Source organism: Pseudomonas sp. P97.38, assembly GCF_001269745.1.
Taxonomy (GTDB): Bacteria; Pseudomonadota; Gammaproteobacteria; order Pseudomonadales; family Pseudomonadaceae; genus Aquipseudomonas; species Aquipseudomonas chlororaphis_E.
In genome coordinates this window covers 173,571-197,701 of record NZ_LHVJ01000010.1, presented here as the reverse complement: position 1 = coordinate 197,701, position 24,131 = coordinate 173,571, and the positions used below count along the sequence as shown (strand labels likewise).

Annotated in this window: 21 protein-coding genes; 13 read left to right on the top strand and 8 right to left on the bottom strand. The window is 62.6% G+C overall.

The genetic code is table 11. The features are described from left to right. Window positions 1-2: 2 nt before the first annotated feature. Complete coding sequence (locus tag AD664_RS05505; protein ID WP_053144982.1) at window positions 3-2,057, top strand: pyridoxamine 5'-phosphate oxidase family protein; 2,055 nt, start codon at window positions 3-5, stop codon at window positions 2,055-2,057. Window positions 2,058-2,073: 16 nt separating this feature from the next. On the opposite strand, the gene AD664_RS05500 is transcribed toward AD664_RS05505, so the two are convergent. After that, window positions 2,074-2,979 (bottom strand): AraC family transcriptional regulator, encoded by a 906-nt coding sequence (locus AD664_RS05500; protein WP_053144980.1) that lies wholly within the window; start codon window positions 2,977-2,979, stop codon window positions 2,074-2,076. 110 nt (window positions 2,980-3,089) lie between these two features. Between AD664_RS05500 and AD664_RS05495 the strand changes: the two genes are divergently transcribed. After that, window positions 3,090-3,437: a carboxymuconolactone decarboxylase family protein gene (locus AD664_RS05495; protein WP_053144978.1), complete on the top strand. Its 348-nt coding sequence runs from the start codon at window positions 3,090-3,092 to the stop codon at window positions 3,435-3,437. A 141-nt stretch (window positions 3,438-3,578) separates the two neighbouring features. After that, window positions 3,579-4,127 carry a DUF488 family protein gene (locus AD664_RS05490; protein ID WP_053144973.1) on the top strand — a complete coding sequence of 183 codons (549 nt, stop codon included), beginning with the start codon at window positions 3,579-3,581 and terminating at the stop codon, window positions 4,125-4,127. Window positions 4,128-4,136: 9 nt separating this feature from the next. Here the strand turns inward: AD664_RS05490 and AD664_RS05485 are convergent, their stop codons facing one another. Beyond that, complete coding sequence (locus AD664_RS05485) at window positions 4,137-5,075, bottom strand: DMT family transporter (RefSeq protein ID WP_083454141.1); 939 nt, start codon at window positions 5,073-5,075, stop codon at window positions 4,137-4,139. 74 nt (window positions 5,076-5,149) lie between these two features. On the opposite strand from AD664_RS05485, the gene AD664_RS05480 reads away from it, so the two are divergent. Further along, on the top strand, window positions 5,150-6,004 hold the full coding sequence (locus AD664_RS05480) for a LysR family transcriptional regulator (RefSeq protein ID WP_053144969.1): 855 nt from the start codon (window positions 5,150-5,152) through the stop codon (window positions 6,002-6,004). Between the two features lie 15 nt (window positions 6,005-6,019). On the opposite strand, the gene AD664_RS05475 is transcribed toward AD664_RS05480, so the two are convergent. Both AD664_RS05475 and AD664_RS05470 read right to left on the bottom strand, forming a co-directional pair. Continuing rightward, window positions 6,020-7,360, bottom strand: a complete 1,341-nt coding sequence (locus AD664_RS05475) for an OprD family porin (RefSeq protein WP_053144967.1) — start codon at window positions 7,358-7,360, stop codon at window positions 6,020-6,022. Between the two features lie 327 nt (window positions 7,361-7,687). Further along, on the bottom strand, window positions 7,688-9,400 hold the full coding sequence (locus tag AD664_RS05470; RefSeq protein ID WP_053144965.1) for an amidase: 1,713 nt from the start codon (window positions 9,398-9,400) through the stop codon (window positions 7,688-7,690). A 269-nt stretch (window positions 9,401-9,669) separates the two neighbouring features. On the opposite strand from AD664_RS05470, the gene AD664_RS05465 reads away from it, so the two are divergent. From AD664_RS05465 to AD664_RS26840, 5 genes are all read left to right on the top strand, one after another. After that, complete coding sequence (locus tag AD664_RS05465) at window positions 9,670-10,401, top strand: GntR family transcriptional regulator (protein WP_053144963.1); 732 nt, start codon at window positions 9,670-9,672, stop codon at window positions 10,399-10,401. Between the two features lie 127 nt (window positions 10,402-10,528). After that, window positions 10,529-11,815, top strand: a complete 1,287-nt coding sequence (locus tag AD664_RS05460; RefSeq protein ID WP_053144961.1) for an MFS transporter — start codon at window positions 10,529-10,531, stop codon at window positions 11,813-11,815. Further along, complete coding sequence (locus AD664_RS05455) at window positions 11,808-12,635, top strand: amidohydrolase (RefSeq protein ID WP_053144959.1); 828 nt, start codon at window positions 11,808-11,810, stop codon at window positions 12,633-12,635. The genes AD664_RS05460 and AD664_RS05455 overlap by 8 nt, the downstream gene beginning before the upstream one ends. Before the next feature lie 443 nt (window positions 12,636-13,078). Then, window positions 13,079-14,275, top strand: a complete 1,197-nt coding sequence (locus AD664_RS27480; RefSeq protein WP_157061542.1) for a carboxypeptidase-like regulatory domain-containing protein — start codon at window positions 13,079-13,081, stop codon at window positions 14,273-14,275. Between the two features lie 79 nt (window positions 14,276-14,354). Beyond that, window positions 14,355-15,047, top strand: a complete 693-nt coding sequence (locus AD664_RS26840) for a DUF2599 domain-containing protein (protein ID WP_172679696.1) — start codon at window positions 14,355-14,357, stop codon at window positions 15,045-15,047. Here AD664_RS26840 and AD664_RS05445 read toward each other — a convergent pair. Then, the gene (locus AD664_RS05445) at window positions 15,044-15,745 is read right to left on the bottom strand and encodes a cyclase family protein (protein WP_053144955.1); all 702 of its coding nucleotides are present in this window, start codon (window positions 15,743-15,745) and stop codon (window positions 15,044-15,046) included. The genes AD664_RS26840 and AD664_RS05445 overlap by 4 nt on opposite strands. Before the next feature lie 504 nt (window positions 15,746-16,249). Between AD664_RS05445 and AD664_RS05440 the strand changes: the two genes are divergently transcribed. Genes AD664_RS05440 through AD664_RS05425 form a run of 4 tightly spaced genes read left to right on the top strand, consistent with a single transcriptional unit; the run spans window position 16,250 to window position 21,376 of the window. Then, a complete protein-coding gene (locus tag AD664_RS05440; RefSeq protein WP_047735444.1) occupies window positions 16,250-16,732 on the top strand; it encodes a formate dehydrogenase subunit gamma in 483 nt (160 codons plus the stop codon). Continuing rightward, window positions 16,726-18,285, top strand: a complete 1,560-nt coding sequence (locus tag AD664_RS05435) for an NADH-quinone oxidoreductase subunit NuoF (protein ID WP_053144953.1) — start codon at window positions 16,726-16,728, stop codon at window positions 18,283-18,285. The genes AD664_RS05440 and AD664_RS05435 overlap by 7 nt, the downstream gene beginning before the upstream one ends. Beyond that, window positions 18,282-21,158 (top strand): formate dehydrogenase subunit alpha, encoded by a 2,877-nt coding sequence (gene fdhF, locus AD664_RS05430; RefSeq protein WP_053144951.1) that lies wholly within the window; start codon window positions 18,282-18,284, stop codon window positions 21,156-21,158. The genes AD664_RS05435 and fdhF overlap by 4 nt, the downstream gene beginning before the upstream one ends. Then, window positions 21,155-21,376, top strand: coding sequence for a formate dehydrogenase subunit delta (locus tag AD664_RS05425; RefSeq protein WP_042731834.1), 222 nt, complete (start codon window positions 21,155-21,157; stop codon window positions 21,374-21,376). Before fdhF ends, AD664_RS05425 begins: the two co-directional genes overlap by 4 nt. A 77-nt stretch (window positions 21,377-21,453) precedes the next feature. On the opposite strand, the gene AD664_RS05420 is transcribed toward AD664_RS05425, so the two are convergent. The 3 genes from AD664_RS05420 to AD664_RS05410 all read right to left on the bottom strand — a co-directional run bounded on the left by AD664_RS05420 (window position 21,454) and on the right by AD664_RS05410 (window position 23,805). Beyond that, entirely contained in the window at window positions 21,454-21,984 is a 531-nt protein-coding gene (locus AD664_RS05420; protein WP_053144949.1) for an AidA/PixA family protein, read from the bottom strand. A 258-nt stretch (window positions 21,985-22,242) separates the two neighbouring features. Then, entirely contained in the window at window positions 22,243-22,563 is a 321-nt protein-coding gene (locus AD664_RS05415; protein ID WP_053144947.1) for an isochorismate lyase, read from the bottom strand. Between the two features lie 102 nt (window positions 22,564-22,665). After that, complete coding sequence (locus AD664_RS05410; protein ID WP_053144944.1) at window positions 22,666-23,805, bottom strand: epoxide hydrolase family protein; 1,140 nt, start codon at window positions 23,803-23,805, stop codon at window positions 22,666-22,668. Between the last annotated feature and the right edge of the window lie 326 nt (window positions 23,806-24,131).

Sequence of the window (24,131 nt, the reverse complement as noted above, 5' to 3'; positions counted from 1 at the left end):
TGATGGACGAAGCCACGACCGTACAACCCTCGCCCTGGCACGAAGGAGAGCTGACCCTGCAGCGTTCGGTGGGCGCGGTGGACATGATGGCCGGTGTCGGCGAGCGTCAGTTGGCGCGGACCTGGATGCCGGACCAGCATCGCGAGTTCTACGCCCAGTTGCCGTTCGTGGTGCTCGGAGCGGTGGATCGCCAGGGCGATGTCTGGGCGACCCTGCGTGCGGGTCGGCCCGGCTTCATGAACTCGCCCGATCCGCAAACCCTGCACATCAATGTCCAACCGCAACCCGACGACCCGGCCCAGGAAGGCCTGGGCGAAGGGGACGCCATCGGCATGCTGGGCATCGAATTGCACACCCGGCGGCGTAACCGCATGAATGGGGTCGTGCGACGCCAGCTCGAGCAGGGGCTCGAAATTTCGGTGCGCCAGGCCTATGGCAACTGCCCGCGCTACATCAACCTGCGCGAGTATGCCTTTGTCGAGCAGCAGGCCGGCGTACCCCGCGAGTTGACCGTGGCGGACCCCCTGGTACGGCGCCTGGTGACGACCGCCGATTCGTTCTACATCGCCTCTTACGTGGTGCGCGACGGCGAGCGGCAGGTCGATGCCTCCCACCGCGGCGGCAAACCGGGATTCGTGCGCATGGATGAGGACGGGACACTGACGGTGCCTGACTTTTCCGGAAACCTGTTCTTCAACACCTTGGGCAATATCCTGCTCAACCCTCGGGCCGGGCTGGTGTTCGTCGATGTCCAGACCGGCGATCTGCTGCAGATGAGCGGCACGGCGCAGGTGGTGCTGGACGATCCCGAGATCGCCGCGTTCCAGGGCGCCGAGCGCTTGTTGCGCTTCACGCCCCAGCGCATCGTCCACCGGCCGGCCGCACTCCCATTGCGCTGGAAAGACAAGGCCGAAGGGGAATCGCCCAATTCGCGGATGACCGGCAGTTGGGAGCATGCCACCGAGCGTTTGCAGGCCGAGGCCTTGCGGACCCACTGGCGTTCGCTGCAGGTCACGCGGGTGGTGGATGAGAGCCCCGGCATTCGCTCGTTCTACCTGCAAGCGAGCGACGGGGTCGGTATGCCGCGGTTCGAAGCCGGGCAACATCTGCCGGTGCGGGTTTCGTTGCCTGGGCACAAAGCCCCGTCGATCCGGACCTACAGCGTGTCCAGTGCGCCGTCGGATGATTTTCTGCGCATCAGCGTCAAGCGCGATGGCTCGGTGTCGTCCCACCTGCATGATCAGGTCCTGCCACTGCACACGATCGAGGCGCGCGCGCCCCAGGGGCATTTCACGGTGCAACCGACCGAACGGCGCCCCCTGGTGTTGCTGGCGGCCGGCGTTGGCATCACGCCGCTGTTGTCGATGTTGCGCGAAGTGGTTTACCAAGGGCTGCGCATCAACCGCCTGCGCCCGGTCTGGTTGGTGCAAAGCGCGCGGACGGTGGCTGAACTGGCGTTTCGTGATGAGATCGATGCACTGGCGGCGCGTGCCGGCGACAAGGTGCAGGTGCTGCGCATGGTCAGCCAGCCGCCTGTGGCGGCGGGCGCGAACGAAGCCTACGACCTGCCGGGTCGGATCGATATCGAGCTGCTCAAGAAGTGGCTGCCGTTGAATGACTACGATTACTACCTGTGCGGGCCAGGCAGCTTTACCCAGGCGCTGTACGATGGTCTGCGTGGCCTGCGCATTCCGGACGATCGCATCCATGCCGAAACCTTCGGCCCGTCCACCCTGGTGCGGGACGTCGAGGTCCGTGTCCCGGCGGCGCAGCAAGTACCGGCGGCGACCGAGCCGGTGAAGATCCTGTTCGCCGGTTCGGCCAAGGAAGGGCGCTGGGAACCAGGCAGCGGGACGTTGCTTGAACTGGCCGAGGCGCGAGGGCTGGAGCCGGAATTCAGTTGCCGTGGCGGTTCCTGTGGCACCTGCAAGACGCGCCTGAGCCAGGGCCAGGTGCATTACCTGACACCGCCGGCCGAACCGGTTGGCGAAGGCGAAGTGCTGATCTGTTGCGCGGTGCCGGCCCAAGGCAGTGAACCCCTGGTGCTGGAGATCTGAACAGGCGCCCGGTTAGCTAGAGCCCGCGCCGCACTTTGCCGGGGGCTTGGCCGTGGAGCTCCTTGAATTTCTTGCTGAACGCGGCCTGGGATTGGTAGCCGACCTGCAACGCGATGTCACTCAACCCCAGGTGTGACTGGTGCAGGAGATTGAACGCCTGCTCCATGCGCATGTGCGTCAGCAGCACCCAGGGCGAGACGCCGGCGACTCTGACGAACGCGCGCATGAAGTTCGCCCGGGACATGTTCGCGATCTGCGCCAGGCTTTCGATGGTCCACGGGTGCGCGAGATCATCCAGCATCGCCTGCCAGGCCCGGCCCAGGCGCTTGTCGCCCAGCAAGGCCAGCGAGCCGCTGTCCTGCCCCTGGCTGGCCAGGTGCGCCCGCAGGATCAGGGTGAACAGTGCCTGGGACAGGGCATCGAGCATAAACCCCGCACCGACCCGGTTGCCGTCCGCTTCCCCTCGCATCACTTCGACCAGCGCCGGCAGCGGACCGTTGGCGGGCAGTGCGCCACTGGGAATCACCAGGTAGTCGGGCAAGGCGGCGAACAGCAGCGAGGCACGGTTGAAGGAGAAGCCGCCGCAAAGCATGTCCAGCTCCACGCTGGCACCGCCGATGCGATGAATCGGCAAGGTGCCGCCCATCACTTGAGTGGGCGTGACCGGCGCCACGGTTTTGCCGGGACTGTGCATGACGTGCCGGGCACCGCGCGGCAGCAGCAGGATATCGCCGGCGCGCATGGGCAAGCGCTGCCCATCCGGAAATTCCACCCGACATTCACCGGCCAGCACGATGTGATAGGGCGCCTTGCCCAACGCTTGCTGCCCGTGATCCAGGGCCCAGTCGCCGTCGAACTGGCAGCGCAGGTCCAGGCTGCCGCGCACGTTGGCCAGGCTGATGAGTTTATCGATGGCATGCATTTGAGATCTTCGCGAAAAACGCTGAGAGCATTGGACAAACCCGACCTGCGCAGGAGTGGAAAACTGAAGGCGTTGAAACAGTACACCCAACCCACTCAGGAGTTAATGCCATGTTCCATAACTGGTCCGAATTATTGCCCACCCTTCAAAAAGCCTTCGGCGCGCTGGGCCGCAGCAACCCGAAAATGGTCAAGGCCTACATGGCCTTGGGGGAGGCCGCCAGTGAAAACAACGTACTCGATGCCAAGACCCGCGAACTGATTGCCATCGCGGTCGCCGTCACCACCCGTTGCGACGGATGCATCGCCGCCCACACGGACGCCGCAATCAAGGCCGGCGCAAGCCGCGAAGAGGTCAGCGCAGCCCTGGCCACGGCGATCTCGTTGAACGCCGGCGCTGCGTACATCTATTCGCTGCGCACGCTGGAAGCCTACGACACGCTCAAAGCCCCGGCGTGATCGCTGGCCCCACCTTCACCGTGGCGAAGGCCACGCAGTCGAGCGAGTGCCGGCGCCCTCGCCACGGTGAAACGATCAAGAAACCTTTGCCGGAACGGCGGACCTAATGCGAATACCAGGATCAGCGTCGGGTTTTCATTGATGGAGCATTCAAGCATCTACACGATCGGTCATTCCACCCGGACCTTCGACCAGTTCGTGGACATCGTCAAAGGGTTTGCAATCGAGACCGTGGTCGACGTCAGGACGGTTCCACGCTCACGCACCAACCCGCAATACAACCTGGATACTTTTCCCCAACGGCTGGCCGAAGTGGGTCTGCGTCACGAGCAGATCGAGCAGTTGGGTGGCTTGCGCAAGAAGTCCAGGACCGTTGCCGATGAGGTCAATGGGTTCTGGGACAATCGCAGCTTCCACAACTATGCCGATTACGCGCTCTCGGACGAGTTCGAGCACGGGCTGGCTCGCCTCCTGGAACTGAGCCAGCACCAACGCTGCGTCATCATGTGCGCGGAGGCTGTCTGGTGGCGCTGCCATCGGCGGATCATCGCGGATTATCTGCTGCTGCGCGGGGTTGAAGTCATCCATATCCTAGACAAGGACAAGGCGAACAAGGCCGTGTTGAACCCAGCCGCGAAGGTCTGCGGGACGACACTGCATTACCCTGCGGTGACAGCTTCGGACGCCTGAGAGCGGTCGCTATCGGCGTCGGGCCTGCCGCGCTTCCGTGCGCACCACCAGCCAGAGGCCCAGGGCGGACACAGCCAGGCCAGACACCATTTGCCAGGAAAGTGGCTCGCCGAACATGGCCCAGGCCCACAGCAGGGTGATGGGTGGGCTGAGATAAAGCACGCTGGCGACCCGGGTGGCGGTCGCGCGGCGCAGGCACAGCCAATACAACCCATAGCCGCCCAGGGTGGACAACCCGGCGGTCCACAGCACGCTTATGGCAAACCCTGCGCTGGGGATCGGGGCCAGGCTGCCCTGGGCGCCCGTAAGGCCGGCGAAGGCCACGCCTGAGACGCAACATTGCAGCCACAGGTTAGGCAGCAGGCCCAGTGAATCGGACGCCGGAAGGCGCTTCTGCCACAGGGTGGCGACGGCCAGGGACAACATGCCTAGCAGCGGCAGGCTATAGGCCCACCATGGCGCGTTGCCCCACGCCAGCGCGCCGTGGGTGACCACGGACACGCCCAGCAGCCCGATGACCAGGCCTGCCCAGACTGGCCACGCCAGTCGTTGCCCCAACACACCGGCCGCCAGCAGGGCCATGCCGATGGGCAACAGGTCGGCCGCCAGAGCGGCCAAGCCTGCGGGTACACCCAGGGCAATGCCTTGGACAATACCGGCCAGGTAGCCGGCCATGGCCAGGAGGCCGATGCCGGCATTTTTCAGAAGCACGCCGGGGGAGGCGCGCCGCAACTGACTGATGACGAACGGAAACAGGATGATGGTGACCACCACGCAGCGCCAGAACACCACCAGCAACGCCGGTGCGTAGTCGAGGGAGAAACGTGCGCCGATGAAGCCGGAACTCCAGGTCAACAGCAACGCCGCCTCCAGTAGGGGCAACGGAATGGCCTGGCACCAGTCGGGCCGTGGGGGAAAAGAGCAGGTCATCGATTTTGGCAAGTTCATAGCCCCAGGCTACGAAACCGGCGTAATCTAATAAATCAAAATATCGTGCATCAGTTGTTCAAAAAGGTTGAACCATGACAGCCATACTCGATATCGACCTGGTCCGCACGTTCCATGCGGTGGCGCGGATCGGCAAGTTCAACGCAGCGGCGCAACTGCTTCACAAGAGCCCGGCGGCGGTGAGCGTACACATCCAACGGCTGGAGGTGGTTGCCGGTGGCCGTTTATTCAATCGTGACAATCAGGCCGTTTCCCTGACGACACTGGGCAAGCGGCTGCTGCTGGCGACGACGGAGTTGCTGCGCACCCATGATCGAGTGCTGGCCGACCTGCAGGGGACGCGGCTGGCGGGACGCATCACACTGGGGGTGCCGGACGAATACGCCGACCATGTGATTCGCGACATCCTCCCGACTTTCGCCTCGGCCTGGCCCAACGTAGTGCTGGAGCTCAAGACCGCGCCCAGCTATGCACTGCGCGACCTGGTGCAGCGCGGCAAGCTTCAGGCCGCGGTCGTGACCCAGCCGAAGGGCGAGCCGGATGCCCAGGCGCAGGTGCTGGTGTCCACCAAGCCGGTCTGGGTGGGCCCGGCCCAGATGGCGATCGCCTCGATGGAGCCGTTGCCGTTGGCCGTGCATGCGACGCAATGCCCTTATCGCCAGGCGATGATCGAGTCCCTCAGGCAAAGCGGCCACAAGACGCGCATCGTCCTCGAAAGCCCCTCCAACCAGGCCGTCAAGGCGTGTGTGGAAGCGGGCCTGGCGATCAGCCTGATAGACCGCGCGCGGGTGACGTCGAGCATGCGAATCCTCGACGACCTGCCTGCCATTGCCGACCATGAGGTGGTGTTCGTCAGGTCCCAGGCCTCACACGCCGACGAAGCGGTTGACCTGCTCGGCCGGGCCCTGCAGCAGCATTTCCGGCTGTGAACCCGGCTCGCTGGTTCAAAACGGCCCCAGCTTGAGCGGGTATTGGATGACGACATACAGCCTGTCGATGTCATCCCCGGCCTGGGCGCTGTTGGCGCGGTGGGTGACATGGGACAGTTGCAATGACAGGTCTTTCGCCGGGCCTGATTGCACGGTGTAGTGCAGGTCCAGGTCACGCTCCCAGTGGCGTCCGCCATCGCCTTGTTGCGGACGGTAGGTGCCGCTGTCCGCATCGAACGGGTTGTAGGCACCGCCTTGCGGCGCGTGGCTGCCGTCGATCCCGCGTCCGGTTACATAACGGGCCATGAAGCTCAGGCCGGGAATGCCCAGGGCGCCGAGATCGAGGTCGTAGCGTGCTTGCCAGGAGCGTTCTCCCGGGCCATTGAAGTCGGCGTACTTGATCGAGTTGGCCAGGTAGATCGAATCGCCGCCGACGAAATCGAAGGGCGTGTCGCCGTTGATTTTCTGGTAGGCCAGGGTGAAGGCCTGGGCGTCGAGTCGATACCGACCGGAAAGGCTATAGGCCGTGGTGTCGATCTGGCCGGCGGCAGCCCGGCCTTCATCGCGGGTGTGGTACAGGTTGCCGTCGACAAACAGCGCGCCGAAGGTGGTGTGCAGGTTGGCGTAGTACTGGCGCCAGGTATCGCTCAGTTCGGACGCATAGAGGGCGCCACCCAGGGGCTGTCCGGCCAGCAGGTCGGCGCCGATGAAATCGATGGTGCTGTGACGAGTCGTGGCGCCGTAACCGGAAAAGTCGCCCTTGCCGGTGGAGGCGTCCTGGTTCTTGAATGCGCTGAAATGGCCCGCTTGCAGGCCGATGCCGTCGAGCTCGTGGCTGGTGAGTAGCGTGCCCGTAGCGTATTCCGGTTGCAGGCGTTTGTCTGCAGTGTCGAATACCGGGGTTTCCACGGTCATTTCACCCACTGCCAGGGTGGTGCGTGAGGTTCTGAACTTCAGCGCGCCGCCGGCGCTGGAATACTGGTCCTCGCTACGGCCGTCATCATCGAGCGGCAGCAATCCCGTGCCGGAATGCCCCTTGCCGCCGTCCAGCTTCAGACCGAGGAAACCGTGGGCGTCGAGGCCCACGCCGATCGTGCCGGCGGTGAATCCGGACTCGAAAGATGTGATGAATCCCTGGGCCCATTCCGCCTTGTAGCTTTTGCCTGAGGGGCTGGCGGAGCGATAGTCGTTATTGAGGTAGAAGTTGCGGCTGAGCACGTCCAGCTTGGCGCCATCGAGAACGCCAGCCGACTCTTGCCCCGACCCCGCCGCCATCACCGGTGCAGCCCCGCCGGCCAACCAGGCCAGGAGCCAGACCGGCTTGAACCCGGTGAGATTTTTTGATGCAAGCAACATGGGTGATGCCCCGCGTGAGAAATGACTTGCCTCGGCTTGGCTGATTCCGGTGGGAAAGCCGGGCCGAACGGCGGGAGTCATTCTTCGTGTCGAGGCGGGGAGGGGCGAGTTAAACGTTGTTAATTAGGGGGCGGTTGGGGCGTGGGTTTCTAGATTGGCCGTGCCGACGCCTTCGCGAGCAAGCTCGCTCCCACAGGATTTGGTGCGTGCGCAGATGCAATGAACAACCCCAGATCCTTGTGGGAGCGAGCTTGCTCGCGAAAGCGACCCATCAGCTTGCCGAGATGTCGGCTGTGCAAATGCGATCGCGAGCAAGCTCCCACAGCCTCAGGCGTTTGTCGACAACGGCGGTGTACGCGGCGGAATCAGACGCTTGGACTCGATCGACTCAAACGCCGAAGCCAGTTGCAGCAGCTTCGAATCGTCATAGGCTCGACCGGCAAACGTCAGCCCGACCGGCATACCGATGTCCGCCATGACGCCCATCGGCACGGTGACGGTGGGCACGCCCAGGTGGCGGATGGCGAGGTTGCCGTTGGCGACCCAGACGCCGTTGCTCCAGGCGATGTCGGCAGATACCGGATTGATATCCGCATCCGCCGGCCCAACGTCGGCAACGGTGGGGAAGATCACCGCGTCCAGGCCCAACCGGTCCATCCAGTCTTCGAGGTCGATCCGGCGCGTTTCTTCGAGGCCGCGCAGGCCGTCGGGCAGGGTCGGAATCTGGTCCCAGGGGGTGATGCCGCGCTCGGCCATTTTCACGTACTCGTCCATCCCGGCGGCAAGATCATCCTCGCGGTTGGGCAGAGTGCCCGGGTCGTGAGGGAAGATCTTCGGCCCGTCGACGTCGGCCAGGCGGTTGAGGGTCGGATCCCCGTTGGCCCGCAGGAAATCATCGAAGGCCCAGGCCGACAAGTCCCACAGCTCATGGTGCAGGAACGCTTTGGACACCAGGCCCCGGGTGAACACGGTCGGTGCGCCAGGACGATCGCCCTCGCAGTTGGACACCAATGGGAAATCCACCTCGATCACTTCGCCGCCATGGGCCTGGATGGCCTTGCGCGCCGCTTCCCAGAGCTCGATCACCGAGGCGCGGGTGTGAATGCGCTGGCCCGTCGGGCCGCCAATACCTGGTGCATCCGCCGTACCCGCTTCGGGATCGGCATTGATGTACATGCGCGGTACGCCGAAACGCTTGCCGGCGAGCGCGCCCGGTTGGCTGGCCAGGCTTGGGTACGAGGCGGGGCGAACCGCCTCGACACTCGGAATCGGCACCCAGGGTTGCAGGCGCCACAGGTCGCCACGGGTGTCCGGATCGCTTGCCACCACCACGTCCAGCACTTCCAGCAAGTCGGCCATCGTGCGGGCGAAGGGCACGACCACGTCCATGGTCGGCGTCAGCGGCCAGTTGCCGCGAACCGAGATCACCCCACGCGAGGGCGTGTAGGCGCACAGGCCGTTGTTCGACGCCGGGCCGCGGCCGCTGGACCAGGTTTCCTCCGCCAGGCCGAAGGCCGCGAAGCTGGCCGCGGTGGCCGTGCCGGCGCCGTTGGAGGAGCCCGAGGCAAAAGGCGCGGTCAGGTAGTCGCGGTTGTAGGGGCTTTCTGCCCGTCCATACACGCCACGCTGCATGCCGCCATTCGCCATCGGAGGCATGTTGGTCTTGCCCAGGCAGATGGCACCGGCGGCGCGCAGCCGTTCGATGGTGAACGCATCGCGATAGGCCACCAGGTCCTTGAAGGCCGGGCTGCCGGACGCTGCCGTGAGCCCCTTGACCAGGTAACTGTCCTTGGCCGTATAGGGAATGCCATCGAGCGGGCCCAAGGTCTGGCCGCTGGCCCGGCGCGCATCGGACGCCTGCGCTTCCTTGAGGGCCTCGGGGTTGCGCACCACCACGGCATTGAGCGCCGTGGACGTGTACGGACCATCATAGGCATCGATCCTGGCCAGATAGGCCTGCACCAACTCGACCGCCGTCGTCTGGCCGGATTCAAGCGCGGCGCGCAGGTGGGCAATGGAGACTTCGGTGATTTCGATCATGGGGTGCTCACCCCAACTGACCGGGCGAGGCCAGTCGCGTCACGTTGGAATCGGGTCACTTCAGTCTCCTCAAGATGGATATTTATCGGTTTTCGCGCACTGTACTACGTGGCGTTCGACGGGTCTATTGAGCGGGCCTGTCGTTGTGCATGGATTGACCCGCCATTCGTCCGTCTCACCGTCAAGCCTGGCTTGACAGCCGGACGGGCAAGGGAAATACTCGCCGCAATATTCATATATATGACTAGATAACAAGGTGAATAAGGTCAATGAACTCCCTTTCCAGTGATGTGCGCCTGCCGCTCTATCAACGCCTGCGCGACCAGTTGGCCGAGCAGATTGCCAACAACCGCTGGCGCCCGGGGGAGGCGATCCCCACGGAGGCCGCGCTCTCGGCGGAGTATCAACTGTCCACCGGCACCGTGCGCAAAGCCATCGATGCCCTGGTCAGCGAGGGCATCCTGGAGCGCCAGCAAGGGCGAGGCACGTTCATTCGCCGGCCACAGTTTCAATCTTCCTTGTTTCGTTTTTTCCGTTTCCAGAGCGCCTCGGGCGAACGTCGGATTCCCGAGAGCCGCATCCTGTCCATCGAGCCGGTGGCCGCGCCATCGGCGGTGGCCCAGGCGCTGGGGCTGCCCGCCGATGCCCCGGTGATCCGCATCGTCCGCCTGCGTCTGCTCGATATCGAACCGGTGCTCGCCGAAGAAATCTGGCTGCCGCGCGACCGGTTCCAATCGTTGCTCGAAATCGACCTGAGTCAGAAAGGCCCATTGCTGTACCCCATCTACGAAGAAACCTGCGGCCAGGTGGTTGCCTACGCCCAGGAAACCCTCACCGCCGAATCGGTGAACGGCGTGCATGCGCGATTGCTGCAAGTGCCGGTCAACAGCCCGGTGGTGGTGATCGAGCGGCTGGCGCGTGATTACGCCGGCACGCCGTTGGAGTGGCGGCGCTCACGCGGGCATGCCGAGCATTTCCGCTACAGCGTGGACATTCGCTGACCCATGACGGGTTGATACAGCCCCGGCGGCGAAGCTCGGCGCCGGTTCCGTTTTTTTGCCATCACTGGCCCTGCAGCGGCGCGGTTCGCTCTCGGCTGCCTTTGATTCGACTATAAGGATAAAAAACATGTTCAGTTGGTATCGCCAAGTCACTGCGCGGGAGCGCAAAACGTTCTGGGCCTGCTTCGGCGGCTGGTCGCTCGACGCGCTAGAAGTGCAAATGTTTGGCCTGGCGATACCGGCGCTGATCGCCGCGTTTGCCTTGTCCAAGGGAGATGCGGGGCTGATCAGCGGCGTGACCCTGGTCACCTCGGCGCTCGGCGGCTGGGTCGGCGGCACGCTGTCGGACCGCTACGGCCGGGTGCGTACGCTGCAATGGATGATCCTGTGGTTTTCTTTCTTCACCTTCCTGTCGGCGTTCGTGACCGGCTTCCATCAACTGCTGGTGGTCAAGGCGCTGCAAGGTTTCGGCATTGGCGGCGAATGGGCCGCCGGTGCGGTGCTGATGGCCGAGACCATCAACCCCAAGTATCGCGGCAAGGTCATGGGCACGGTACAGAGTGCCTGGGCAGTGGGTTGGGGCCTGGCGGTCGGGGTCTTCACGCTGATCTACTCGTTCGTGCCCCAGGACATGGCCTGGCGAGTGATGTTCATCGTTGGCCTGCTGCCGTCGTTCCTGATCATCTGGGTGCGGCGCAACGTCGAGGAACCCGACAGCTTCCAGCGCCTGCAAAAGGAAAAGGCCATCCCGCAGAACTTCTTCAAGTCCTTGGGCGGCATCTTCCGGCCTGAACTGATCCGCGTAACATTGTTTGGCGGCCTGCTGGGCCTGGGTGCCCACGGCGGCTATCACGCGGTGATGACCTGGTTGCCGACCTTCCTCAAGACCGAGCGCAACCTGTCGGTACTCAACTCCGGCGGCTACCTGGCGGTGATCATCTTCGCTTTCTGGTGCGGTTGCGTGGTCAGCGGCCTGCTGATCGATCGCATCGGCCGCCGCAAGAACATCGTGCTGTTCGCGCTGTGTTGCGTGGTCACCGTGCAGTGCTACGTATTCTTGCCGCTGACCAACACCCAAATGCTGTTCTTGGGTTTCCCGCTGGGCTTCTTCGCGGCCGGCATCCCGGCGAGCCTCGGGGCGCTGTTCAACGAGCTGTACCCGGCGGATGTGCGCGGTGCCGGCGTCGGCTTCTGCTACAACTTCGGCCGCGTACTGTCGGCGGTGTTCCCGTTCCTGGTCGGGCACATGAGTGATTCGATGTCGCTGGGATCGGCCATTGGCATCGACGCCGGCATCGCCTATGGCGTGGCGGTGATCGCCGCGCTGTGCCTGCCGGAGACCCGTGGCCGTAGCCTGGAAGCGTCGAAGCAACCGGAACATTCCGTTACCCCCAGCGAGAGCGCCCATGCCTGATACGCGTTCGCCGATCACCGGCATCGACTCCCATGCGCATGTGTTCAGCCGCGAGCTGGCGCTGGTCGCCGCGCGGCGCTACACACCCGACTATGATGCGACGCTGGCGCAATACCTCGACCACCTGCACGCCCATGGCCTGAGCCATGGCGTCCTGGTGCAGCCGAGCTTTCTCGGCACCGACAACCGCTACCTGCTGGCCGCGTTGCGCCAGGCGCCGGAGCAATTGCGCGGGGTGGTGGTGCTGGAGCGGGGCGTGAGCCGCGCCGAGTTGCAAGACATGGCCCGGGCAGGCGTGGTCGGCGTGCGACTGAACCTGATGGGCCAGGCCCTGCCGGATTTTCGCGAGGCTGCCTGGAAGGACTTTTTCGCTCACATCGCCGAGCTGGACTGGCATGTCGAGTTGCACCGCCATGTCGAAGACCTGCCGGAATTGATTCGCCAATTGTTGCCCCTCGGCATCCGGCTGGTGGTCGATCATTTCGGCCGTCCGGATGCACGCCTGGGCCTTGGTCAACCGGGCTTCGCCGAGCTGATGGCGCTGGGTGCGAGCGGGCAGGTGTGGATGAAGGTGTCCGGCATTTATCGATTGGCTGGAACGGATCGCCAGAACCTCGAGTTCGCCCAGGCGGCATTGGCTGTCCTTGAGCAGCGTTTCGGCCCCCAGCGACTGGTGTGGGGCAGTGACTGGCCGCACACGCAGCATGAAGAACACGTCGGCTTCGAGACGGTCATGGCACAGTTGCGAGGGTTGGAGTGTTCGGCGTCGTTGATGCAGGCGTTGATGGTCCAGGCGCCCCAGGCGCTCTTCAAGTTTTGAGGCGGGCCGGCGTGTAGCGGTAGGGGGGGCTCAGATCGAGTGGGCTGCCGCTGACTTCTTCAGATCATTGGCGCTGGCGACGCATCAGGAAACGTTGCGTCTCTTACGGCAGCAGCAACGCCTTGAAACGCAGATGACGGCAGCGGTTTCGTGTCGAAATCGATCTGCCTGGCCAGCATGGCGACTACACATCGTTCCACTCGTCAGCGCTGTCATATCTGACAGTAGAGTGGCTACGGGGCTTGTCATAGGCTGATTACCAAAGTGCAGGGCGTGTCATGACTATTCAAGACTGATCGCGTTATATGGCTTAGATGAAGTTGGTGCCTGATGTCGGGGCTGATAAGCATGGGTTGAGTCATTGAATTTCGTATCGTTTTATGAGGCGCTTGGTTTGCAAGGTGGTGAGCACTTCACCGTTGAGTCATTAACGAGGCCCGCTTATGAAAACGATACTTTGTTTTTCCGGACTTGGCTTGCTCGCTGTTTGTTATCAGGTGAATGCGCAATGGGTTGCGGGTAATGCGGGCAACTCCTGGGACGAGGGGCAGGCGACATTGGCTGCCATTCGTAATCAATACGCTAATGCGGCTGAGAATTGTGGCACAAATAATCGCCCGGCATTTCTCTGCAGTGGCGTTGTCTTGAGGGTGACCAAAAAATCTAATAACTACAGGGTTTGGGATCCCAGTCCTGCTTCGCAACAAAGAGGAGGGGTGGCGTTTTCCTATTTGCGAGCGGATGCCAAGTTTCAGACGTTTGCCTGGGGGTTCAATAATGGCTATGTTCTTTATCCCAAGTTTCTGGCACCGGCCAATAAACTTTCGCTTGGCGTTGTTTGCTCATTCCCGATGGATTCGTGGGATTGGCATCGCGATTCTTTGTGCGGACGAATAACGTTAGAGGGAAACAAATACTACGAAGTCAGTCGACCCTGCCAATCGCAAGGCATCACCAATTCAGATCAGTGGGCCAATCACTGGAACCAATCGGTGAGCGGCAATCCCCACTTGGAACAGTGTGGCTTCGATGTCGCGAGCGGTACGGCTAACGGCGCTGTTTTTTTCTATGAGTCAGTCAAAGCCAAGCAGAAAGTCAATGGCTTTTATGAGTGGAACGAATTACAGATCACTACCTGGCCCCAAGGCAGCGCTCGCACGCTACCCATCCAAGCCTTCTTTTATTCGGATCCTGCCGGCCTGGCGGATGCGCGAACCAATCAAAAAGAATTCTATAGCGATAGCGGAGGCATCGTTGTTCCTATCATAAGCGTCCGTTTACCCATGACGGCGGATCAGGACGTGCTTTTCAATTTTGCTCCTAATGATCAGGAAGTGATGGCAGGAGAAGGGACCACACCGTCCTATTCGGAGCAGCCCTGGATAGTGAGCCCGATGGAGGGGGCTACCGTAACGCCACCCTTCAGAATTTCCGGGAAAAGTGCACCTGGCGCAACCGTCGACGTATGTTTGGAGGGCGGTGGGTATTGTTTCGGTGCTCCCGTGGTCGCTGACGCAAATGGTTATTGGTTTATCGACGGTGCGCAATTGAGCCCTGGGAACTACAGGTTTACGGCAAGACAGACAGCGAATGGCCAAGTGTCAGCGTGGGCAAATAACCGAACGATCAAGGTCCCCTGATTAGCGAAAAAAGTGAAATTTTTTCTGCCGGATCTCGGAAAAAAAGATGAGCACTCAGCGGATAAGCAGAGGCGCGGCGATGAAAGTTAATGTGCTTTTATTATTGTTAGTTGTCCAGGTCGCTTATGGTGCTGATCAAGGAGCGGGCGGCGCGTGTGCACAATACATTGAGTCAGCGGTCTGGTCAGAGCGTTACGATCCCGGAACGCAAAAAAACGAATGGAGTTTGTCTGTGATACCCACTGAGTGTGGCCGGGCGATACAGTCCAACCAGACCAATGCGGAGTACGCCGAGTTGGTTCAAAAATTCGGTAACGATTGGCAGTGGAAATATCACGATGGGGGAGGCATGCGTCGTCAGTTGGTGTGTCACTTGGCGATTGCTCGAAGTAAAACACCGTGGAATCTGGAACCCTATAGGCCCGATGTGTCACATGAGGTTTCAATCCAGAATGGCTGTAATAATGGTGTGGGCACCGGGAGCGGAGCGACACCGGTGTACCCAGCCCCTCCATTGATTTTGAGTCCGACGCAGGCCAGTCATATAACCCCGCCCTTTACCATTTCGGGAAAAAGCGCTGCGGGCGCGATGGTGGATGTGTGCCTTGAGGGGGCGGGCTACTGTTTTGGCAAACCAATCGCCGATGGGCGCGGAGACTGGATCATTGAAGGGGCCGGGTTGGCGCCGGGATCTTACAGGATGACAGCAAGGCAGACATCGGGTGGGCAGGTGTCAGATTGGGCTGAGTACCGAACGTTCACCATCCCCTAGGGCACAAACGCCAACACACTGGCCGGCGAGCCAGATCCCGCCTCCAGGCGCAGCACGCCAATCACCAACGTGCTGCCGGTGGCCGGTAGCTGGTCGAGCTGGGCCAGGCATTCGAGGATGATGCCGCCGCGTTGCAACACCCCTCGATTGCTGGCGAATGTGGTTTCCTGGCCCGGGTCAACCCCGTGGGTGTCGATGCCGACGCCGGCGATGGCGCGTTGCTCCAGCAGGAATCGACTGGTGGCGGCGCCGATGCCCGGGAAGTGCAGGCCGTGCGCATCGACCTGGATGAAGCGTTGCGGATCCGCCCAGCGCGACTGCCAACCGGTGTGGAACAGCACCACGCAACCCTCCGGGATCCGGCCGTGTGCCTGCTCCCAGCGCTCGATGTCCTGAATGCCGATGACGTAGTCGGATTCATCCCCCACACGGCTCGCCAAGTCCACCACCACGGCGGGCCGTACCAGGGATTCTGCGGTGTAGCCGTCGATGCCCATGGCGCCGGCGTCGAAACTGTTCGGCGCATTCATGTGGGTGGCGCTGTGCTCGCCCATGCTGAAACTGCGCAGGTGGTAACCGTCCTTTTCCAGCGAAGCCTCGGTCTTGAACACCACCGGTGGGTCATTGGGCCACAGCGCGATGCCGGGGTGGATCGGGTGGCTGAGGTTGACGATTCGGTTGAAATGAATGCTGGGCATGGCGGGCGTCCTGTCTGGCGATTGCTGGCGATATTGTTGCAGCCAGGCCTGTGTTGTCACCTCGATCCAGACGGGGATGGCATGGTGTTGTGGTGGTTGAATATCGCTACGACGCTTGTCGCTCATTTGTAACCTGATGTTGGGATGCTGCGGCGCGCCTGTTTTCCCTGCCATCCCGGCGGACGACCGTCAGCCCGTCACTCCAACCCTTTGCTGGGGTTCGCCTACACTGAAAGGGTTATCTGACTTTCCTGTAGGCACAGGACGACTTCCCAGCCCAAGTCGCTTTCAGAACACGTTTAGTCGCCTGTGTGCTATTGCCCAGCGGCGGGAATGGCAAGCTGTGATGATGCCCCGGACCGAGTGCGCCAAAGACACTTGGCCGGTGAGCGAGAATGGCGACCGGATTTGCCACGCTACCGTGACGTGGGCCGGACGCCGCAGCCAAGACTCCGGACGGCTGCCGCCAGGCGGCGGTGTCGTTCGAGATGCCGAGGTACGTTTATGCCTGATGAGACGCTTCACCTGCCTTTGATTCAGAGTGTATTGGCGCTTGAAAAGGACACCCCCGGTGCCTTGCTGCCAATCCTGCACGCCATCCAGGAAGGCTGCGGGTATGTGCCCGACGTCGCCGTCCCTGAAATCGCCCATGCCCTCAACCTCAGCCAGGCTGAAGTGCGTGGGGTGATCAGCTTTTACCACGATTTTCGTACCACGCCGCCGGCCCGCCATACCTTGCGCCTGTGCCGCGCGGAGTCCTGCAAGAGCATGGGCGCCGAGGGCCTGGCCGCGCAATTGCGCGAACACCTGTCCCTGGACGACCACGGCACCAGTGCCGATGGCCGCATCAGCCTGCGGCCGGTCTATTGCCTGGGCGCCTGCGTCTGTTCGCCGGCCCTGGAACTGGACGGTGAGCTGCATGCACGCCTGACCCCGGAACGCCTGCGCCAACTGGTCAATGGTTGCCTGGAGGATGGCGCATGCTGACGCTCTGCATTGCTCGTGACTCGGTAGCCCGTGCCGTGGGCGCGGACAAGGTGGCCACAGCGCTGGCGGCGGAGGCCGAGCGCCGACAACAGCCGCTGGCGTTGCGACGTACCAGTTCCCGTGGGCTCTATTGGCTGGAACCGCTGGTGGAGCTGGAACGCGATGGCGTCCGGCTGGGCTTCGGCCCGGTCACGCCGCAGGACGTGCCGAGCCTGCTGGATGCGCTGGCCGGCGACCCAAGCAGCCACCCGCTGGCCCTGGGGCCGGTGGAAGACATGCCTTATCTCAAGAGCCAGCAGCGCCTGCTGTTCGCGCGTGCCGGCATCACCCAGCCCTTGTCCCTGGACGATTACCGTGCCCAGGGCGGCTTCCTCGGGCTGGCCCGCGCCGTCCAGATGGATGGGGGGGACGTGGTCGCCAGTGTCCTCGATTCCGGCTTGCGCGGTCGGGGCGGGGCGGCGTTCCCGGCGGGCATCAAGTGGCGCACCGTGCGCGATGCGGTGGGGCCGCAGAAATACGTGGTGTGCAACGCCGACGAGGGCGACTCCGGGACGTTTGCCGACCGCATGTTGATGGAGGGCGATCCGTTCCTGTTGATCGAAGGCATGATCATTGCCGGCATCTCGGTCGGCGCCACCCTGGGCTACATCTATGTGCGTTCGGAATACCCGGACGCGGTCAGTACGCTGAACGACGCCCTGGGCATCGCTCGCGCCGCCGGTTACCTGGGCAAGGACGTGGCCGGCAGCGGTCGCACCTTCGAACTGGAAGTCCGGGTGGGGGCAGGGGCCTACATCTGCGGTGAAGAAACGTCGCTGCTGCAATCGCTCGAAGGCAAGCGCGGCGAAGTGCGAGCGAAACCGCCGTTGCCCGCGCTGCAAGGCCTCTTCGGCCTGCCGACGCTGGTCCACAACGTGGTGACCCTGGCCTCGATACCGGTGATCCTGGAGAAGGGTGCGCAGTTCTATCGCGATTTTGGCATGGGCCGTTCCCTGGGCACGATGCCGTTCCAACTGGCCGGCAACGTCCGCCAGGGTGGTTTGGTCGAGCGCGCGTTCGGCCTGACCCTGCGGGAACTGGTGGAAGGCTACGGTGGCGGGACTGCCAGCGGTCGACCGTTGAAAGCCGCCCAGGTGGGCGGACCACTGGGGGCTTGGGTGCCGCCTTCGCAATTCGATACCCCGCTGGATTACGAGGCCTTCGCCGCCATGGGCGCGATGCTTGGCCACGGCGGCGTGGTGGTGGCTGACGACAGCCTCGACATGGCCCAGATGGCCCGGTTCGCCCTGCAATTCTGTGCCGAAGAGTCCTGCGGCAAATGCACGCCTTGCCGGATCGGCTCCACCCGTGGAGTGGAGGTGGTCGATCGCTTGATCGCCAGTACCGATACCGCTGTTCGCCAGGAACAGGTGCTGTTGCTGCAAGACCTCTGCGACACCCTGCAATACGGCTCGCTCTGTGCCCTCGGCGGGATGACGTCCTACCCCGTGGCCAGCGCCCTCAAGTACTTCCCCGCCGACTTCGGTCTGGCGACCACGGAGGCCGACCAATGATCAACATCTTCGATCCCAGCAGCGATATCGACCTGGGTACCCCGGCGCGCGAAAGCGAGGTGCAGGTCAGCCTGACCATCGACGGACGTGAAATCAGCGTACCTTCCGGTACGTCGGTGATGCGCGCGGCGGCCTTGCTCGGCACCACCATTCCCAAACTCTGTGCCACCGACAGCCTGGAAGCCTTTGGCTCCTGCCGCATGTGCCTGGTGGAGATCGAGGGCATGCGCGGCTATCCGGCGTCCTGCACCACCCCGGTGACCGAGGGCATGGTGGTCAGCACCCAGACGTCCAAGCTCGCCACGTTGCGCCGCAACGTCATGGAACTGTACATCTCCGACCACCCGCTGGATTGCCTGACGTGTCCGGCCAACGGCAATTGCGAGTTGCAGACGGTGGCGGGGCAGGTGGGCCTGCGCGAGGTGCGCTATGGCTACGAGGGCGCCAATCATCTGAGCGATGCCAAGGATGTTTCCAACCCCTATTTCGACTACGACCCGAGCAAATGCATCGTGTGCAGCCGCTGCGTGCGGGCTTGCGAAGAGATCCAGGGCACCTTCGCGCTGACGATCAGCGGGCGTGGTTTCGACTCCCGGGTCGAAGCGGCCGGCGGTGAGAATTTCCTCGATTCCGAATGCGTGTCGTGCGGTGCGTGCGTGCAGGCCTGCCCGACAGCCACCCTGATCGACAAGAGTGTGGTGGAGATCGGCCAGCCGGAGCGCAGCGTCATCACCACCTGCGCCTATTGCGGCGTGGGCTGTTCCTTCCGTGCCGAGATGAAAGGCGAGCAACTGGTGCGCATGGTCCCGGACAAGAACGGCCAGGCCAACCACGGCCACTCCTGCGTCAAGGGCCGTTTCGCCTGGGGCTACGCGACTCACCCGGACCGCATCACCAAGCCGATGATTCGCAAGCACATCAACGACCCGTGGCAGGAAGTCAGCTGGGACGAGGCGGTGACGTACGCCGCCAGCGAATTGCGCCGCATCCAGCTCAAGTACGGACGCGACTCCATCGGTGGCATCACCTCGAGCCGTTGCACCAACGAAGAAACCTATCTGGTGCAGAAGCTGGTGCGTACCGCATTCGGCAACAACAACGTCGACACCTGCGCCCGTGTTTGCCATTCGCCCACCGGTTATGGCCTCAAGCAAACCTTGGGCGAATCGGCCGGCACGCAGAATTTCGACTCGGTGATGAAGGCTGACGTGATTCTGGTGATGGGCGCCAACCCCACCGATGCGCACCCGGTCTTTGGTTCCCAGCTCAAGCGTCGTCTGCGCCAGGGCGCTCGGCTGATCGTCATCGATCCACGTCGCATCGACCTGGTGGATTCGCCCCACGCCCGTGCCGAGCTGCACCTGCAACTGCGTCCAGGGACCAACGTGGCCATGCTCAACGCGCTGGCCCATGTGATCGTCACCGAAGGGTTGGTTGACCAGCCGTTTGTCGCGCAGCGCTGCGAGGCGGCCGATTTTGCCCGCTGGAGCGATTTCGTCAGCCTGCCAGAGAACGCGCCCGAGGTCTTGGAAGCGGTCTGCGGCGTCCCGGCCGAACAGATCCGCGCCGCTGCACGGCTCTACGCCACCGGTGGCAACGCTGCCATCTACTATGGCCTCGGCGTGACCGAGCACAGCCAGGGCAGTACCTCGGTGATGGGCATCGCCAACCTGGCCATGGCCACCGGCAACATCGGCCGCGAGGGCGTCGGGGTGAACCCGCTGCGTGGGCAGAACAACGTCCAGGGCTCCTGCGACATGGGCTCGTTCCCTCACGAGTTGCCGGGCTATCGGCACATTTCCAACGAAACGGTCCGCGCCGAGTTCGAGCAGGCCTGGAACGTGACCCTGCAACCCGATCCGGGCCTGCGCATCCCGAACATGTTCGAGGCCGCGCTGGATGGCACCTTCAAGGCCCTTTACTGCCAGGGCGAGGACATCGCCCAGAGCGACCCCAACACCCAGCACGTGACCGCGGCGCTGAGTGCCTTGGAATGCGTGATCGTCCAGGACATTTTCCTCAACGAAACGGCCAAGTTCGCCCACGTGTTCCTGCCGGGCAGTTCGTTCCTCGAGAAGGACGGCACCTTCACCAACGCCGAACGACGCATCTCCCGGGTGCGCAAGGTCATGGACCCGCTGGCCGGCAAGGCTGACTGGGAGGCCACGATCGCCCTGGCCAATGCCTTGGGCTACAAGATGGACTACAGCCATCCTTCGCAGATCATGGATGAAATCGCCCGCCTGACACCGACCTTCACCCGCGTCAGCTACGCCGAGCTGGATCGTCACGGCAGCCTGCAATGGCCGTGCAACGATGCCGCGCCGGACGGAACGCCGACCATGCACATCGAGCAATTCGTGCGCGGCAAGGGTCGGTTCATGCTCACCGGGTATGTGCCCACCGAGGAAAAGGTCAACAGTCGCTATCCATTGCTGCTGACCACCGGCCGTATCCTCAGCCAGTACAATGTCGGTGCCCAGACCCGGCGCACCGACAACGTCGCCTGGCACGAGGAGGACCGCCTCGAAATCCACCCGACCGACGCCGAGAACCGTGGCATCGTCGATGGCGATTGGGTCGGCATCGGCAGCCGTGCCGGGCAGACCGTGCTGCGGGCGAAGGTGACCGAGCGGGTGGCGCCGGGCGTGGTTTACACCACGTTCCATTTCCCGGAATCGGGCGCTAACGTGATCACCACCGACAACTCCGACTGGGCCACCAACTGCCCGGAATACAAAGTGACGGCGGTGGAGATCGTGCGGGTCAGCCAGCCTTCGGAATGGCAGAAACGCTACCAGGCGTTCAGTGATGAACAAGGCCGCCTGCTGAGGGAACGCCGTCATGCCGAGAAAGCCGAGGTGCGCCGATGAGTTCTGACAACTTGATCAAGATGGCCAACCAGATTGGTCAGTACTTCGCCAGTGAACCGGACCCTGCGGTGGCGGTGCGTGGCGTGTACCAACACATCAAGAGCTTCTGGACGCCAGCCATGTGTCGCGACTTGACGGCCTGGCAAACGAAACATCCCGAGGCGGTCCTGCATCCGTTGGTATTGGCGGCATTGATGGAGTTTGAAAAAGCGGCCTAGGAAGCCAGCAGCGTCAGTCCGCAAAGCCCCGTGGGCGCACAGCTGACTGTGCACCCACGGGGCTTTTTGCCTTTCGGTTATTGGTTATTGACGGTGACGTAGGGGTCCCACGTGTTGGTCGGGCCAATCTGGTTCAGGTTGCGGTCCAGCAGCACGAAGTAGATTTGGTACCAGAGCTTTCCCGGACTCAATGCAGTGGACTGCCAGAAGGTATAGGTCACATCGGTCTTGGAGATACCGCCGGGGGCACCGTTGTCCAGATAAGGCACGGGGATGCCGGGGATATTGAAGGGTGTCGGTTTCGAAATGGTGCCCTTGTAATCACCGCCCTGGTGAGGGTTGCCGATCTCGACGTCCTTGATCAACGCGATGCGGTCGAAATTGCGCGACAGCGTGGTGGCTCGCCAGCGAATGATGTCACCGGGATTTACATCGAACCACAACTCGTTACCGCCTTCGCCTTCGCCGCTGGTGATGTTGGCATGGCTGTCGACGGCACTGCGGGTTACCAGCATGGCAATTGCGCCGCCTACATCGTTGGGGTGGGCGAGCAGGTAATCGGCATCAACGTTGACGAGCACATCAATGGTTTGGGTTGCTCCAGACATGTTTATCGCTCCTTGATAGAACAGCATTGACGACCTCACCCTCAAAGGGCGTCCGGGCCACCCGGTCCCTGGGTGTGGTCTCGGGGAGGAACGATAGGTGATGGCTTTGTAGTGTCAAACTTCCAATTCTTGACGCCGGCCAAGCACAGCGAAACGCAGCGCTTGCAGGGCTTTGATTCGCTTCTGGTGCGGTTGATTTCTCTATGGGAAAAGAGCGGTATTCCTGCGTTGTGAGTAGGTAAAGGCGCACATCTGTCGTCAGCTTTGAGGTTGATGCGCTGACCAGTGCTTCATCTCTTCGGCAATGAAGTGGTTCACCAGGTCGGTGTACATCTTCTCCACCGCATCCGGACTCAGCCCTTCGGCCTGGGCCCATTCGCGGCGCGTCGCCAGCATCGCCCGGAAACGCTCCGGCGCGCGTACCGAAGTGGCGGAGGTCTTGAACTTCGAGGCCGCCAGTACGTACTGAAAGCGCTTGCCCAAGAGCTTGATAACGGCTCGATCCAAGGCGTCGATTTCGCTCCGGATATCTTCCATGTTTGCGCATTGCGAAGGTTGCAGCGGGGTATGGACTTTCATGTGGATCCCTCCATTTGATGAAAAGGTTCGGCCCAGTCCGGGGCGATCTTTTGAACCGGATTAAAAACTCCAATCTTCAGTCCAAGGTTTTCCGGAGTGGCATTACCGCAAATCCCGAAAAAACGCCCTGATGTCCTCGGCCAATAACTGCGGCTGTTCCAACGCCGCAAAATGCCCGCCCTTCGGCATCACGCTCCAGCGTTTCACATCGCAGCAACGTTCTACCCAACTGCGGGGCGGCATGGGCAGTTCCTTGGGAAACACCGCCACGCCGACCGCAGGTCTCACCCGCTCCTCATGGCCGAACGCGAGCGGTCGCTTGCTGCCTTCCACGTACTGCCGGAACGACGAGCCGATGCAGTTCGTCAGCCAGTACAGCGTGACGTTGGTCAGCAGCCAATCGTGATCAATGGCCGGGCGGGTGTCGCACCAGGACAGGATCTTCTCGCCCATCCAGGCCAGCAAACCGGCCGGCGAGTCATTCAGGCCTACCGCAAGGCTTTGGGGTTTGGTGCGTTGGATATGCCCGTAGGCGCCTTCGGCATCGGCAAAAGCAGCGGCGTGTTGCAGGAAGGCGGTTTCGGCTTCGGTCAGCGGTGGCTCGGTTTCGCCAAGGGGTGGGCGGTAGGAAGCCGGGATGTAATTGAGATGGATACCCTTCACCCGCTCGGGAAACCGCACGCCGAGCCAGGTCGAAACCCCTGCGCCGATGTCTCCGCCCTGGGCACCGAAGCGCTCATAACCCAACCCGCTCATCAGCTCGCCCCACAAACGGGCCACTTCGTAAGGGCCGTTGCCGGGCTGCTGGAATGGCGCAGAAAAGGTGTAGCCGGGCAGGGACGGCACGACCACATCGAAGGCGTCCGCCGGGTCACCGCCATGACTGGCCGGGTCGGTCAACAGCGCGATGATGTGCTGCATCTCGATGAAGGAACCGGGCCAGCCGTGGGTCAGGATCAATGGCATGGGAGCCGGGCCCACACCGCGTTGATGAATGAAGTGAACGCGCTGGCCGTCGACATCGGCGACAAACTGCGGCAGGCGATTGAGCGCCGCTTCCTTGGCGCGCCAGTCGAATGTTGTCGACCAATAGGCGAGCAGGTCGCGTAGCACGTTGATGTCCATGCCCTCAGTCCAGCCTTGCCCGGCCAGCGGCTCTGGGAGCCGCGCATTCAACAGGCGATGCCGCAGGTCCGCCAGCGCGTCTTCGGGGATGTCGATGGAGAACGGTTTGATGTGCATGGAGTCTTTCGTCCTGATCAAGGTGCAGCCAGAAAGAGACGAGCATTTTGTGCGCGCTTGAACATCGCGAGCAAGCTTGCTTGCCGGCTCCCACAGGTCTTGCTGGTGCATGCAAAGGCTGAGTACACCCCAAATCCCGTGTGGGAGCGGGCTTGCCCGCGAAAGCGGCATGTCTGTCATGAAGATGTTGAATGTGCCGCCGTCTTCGCGAACAAGCCCGCTCCCACAGGTCTTGCTGGTGTATGCGAAGGCGGCTTACACCCTCAATCCTCTGTGGGAGCGGGCAGGGTGGGTTTCAGCGAGATTTTCGGGCGCGTTTCGTTCGC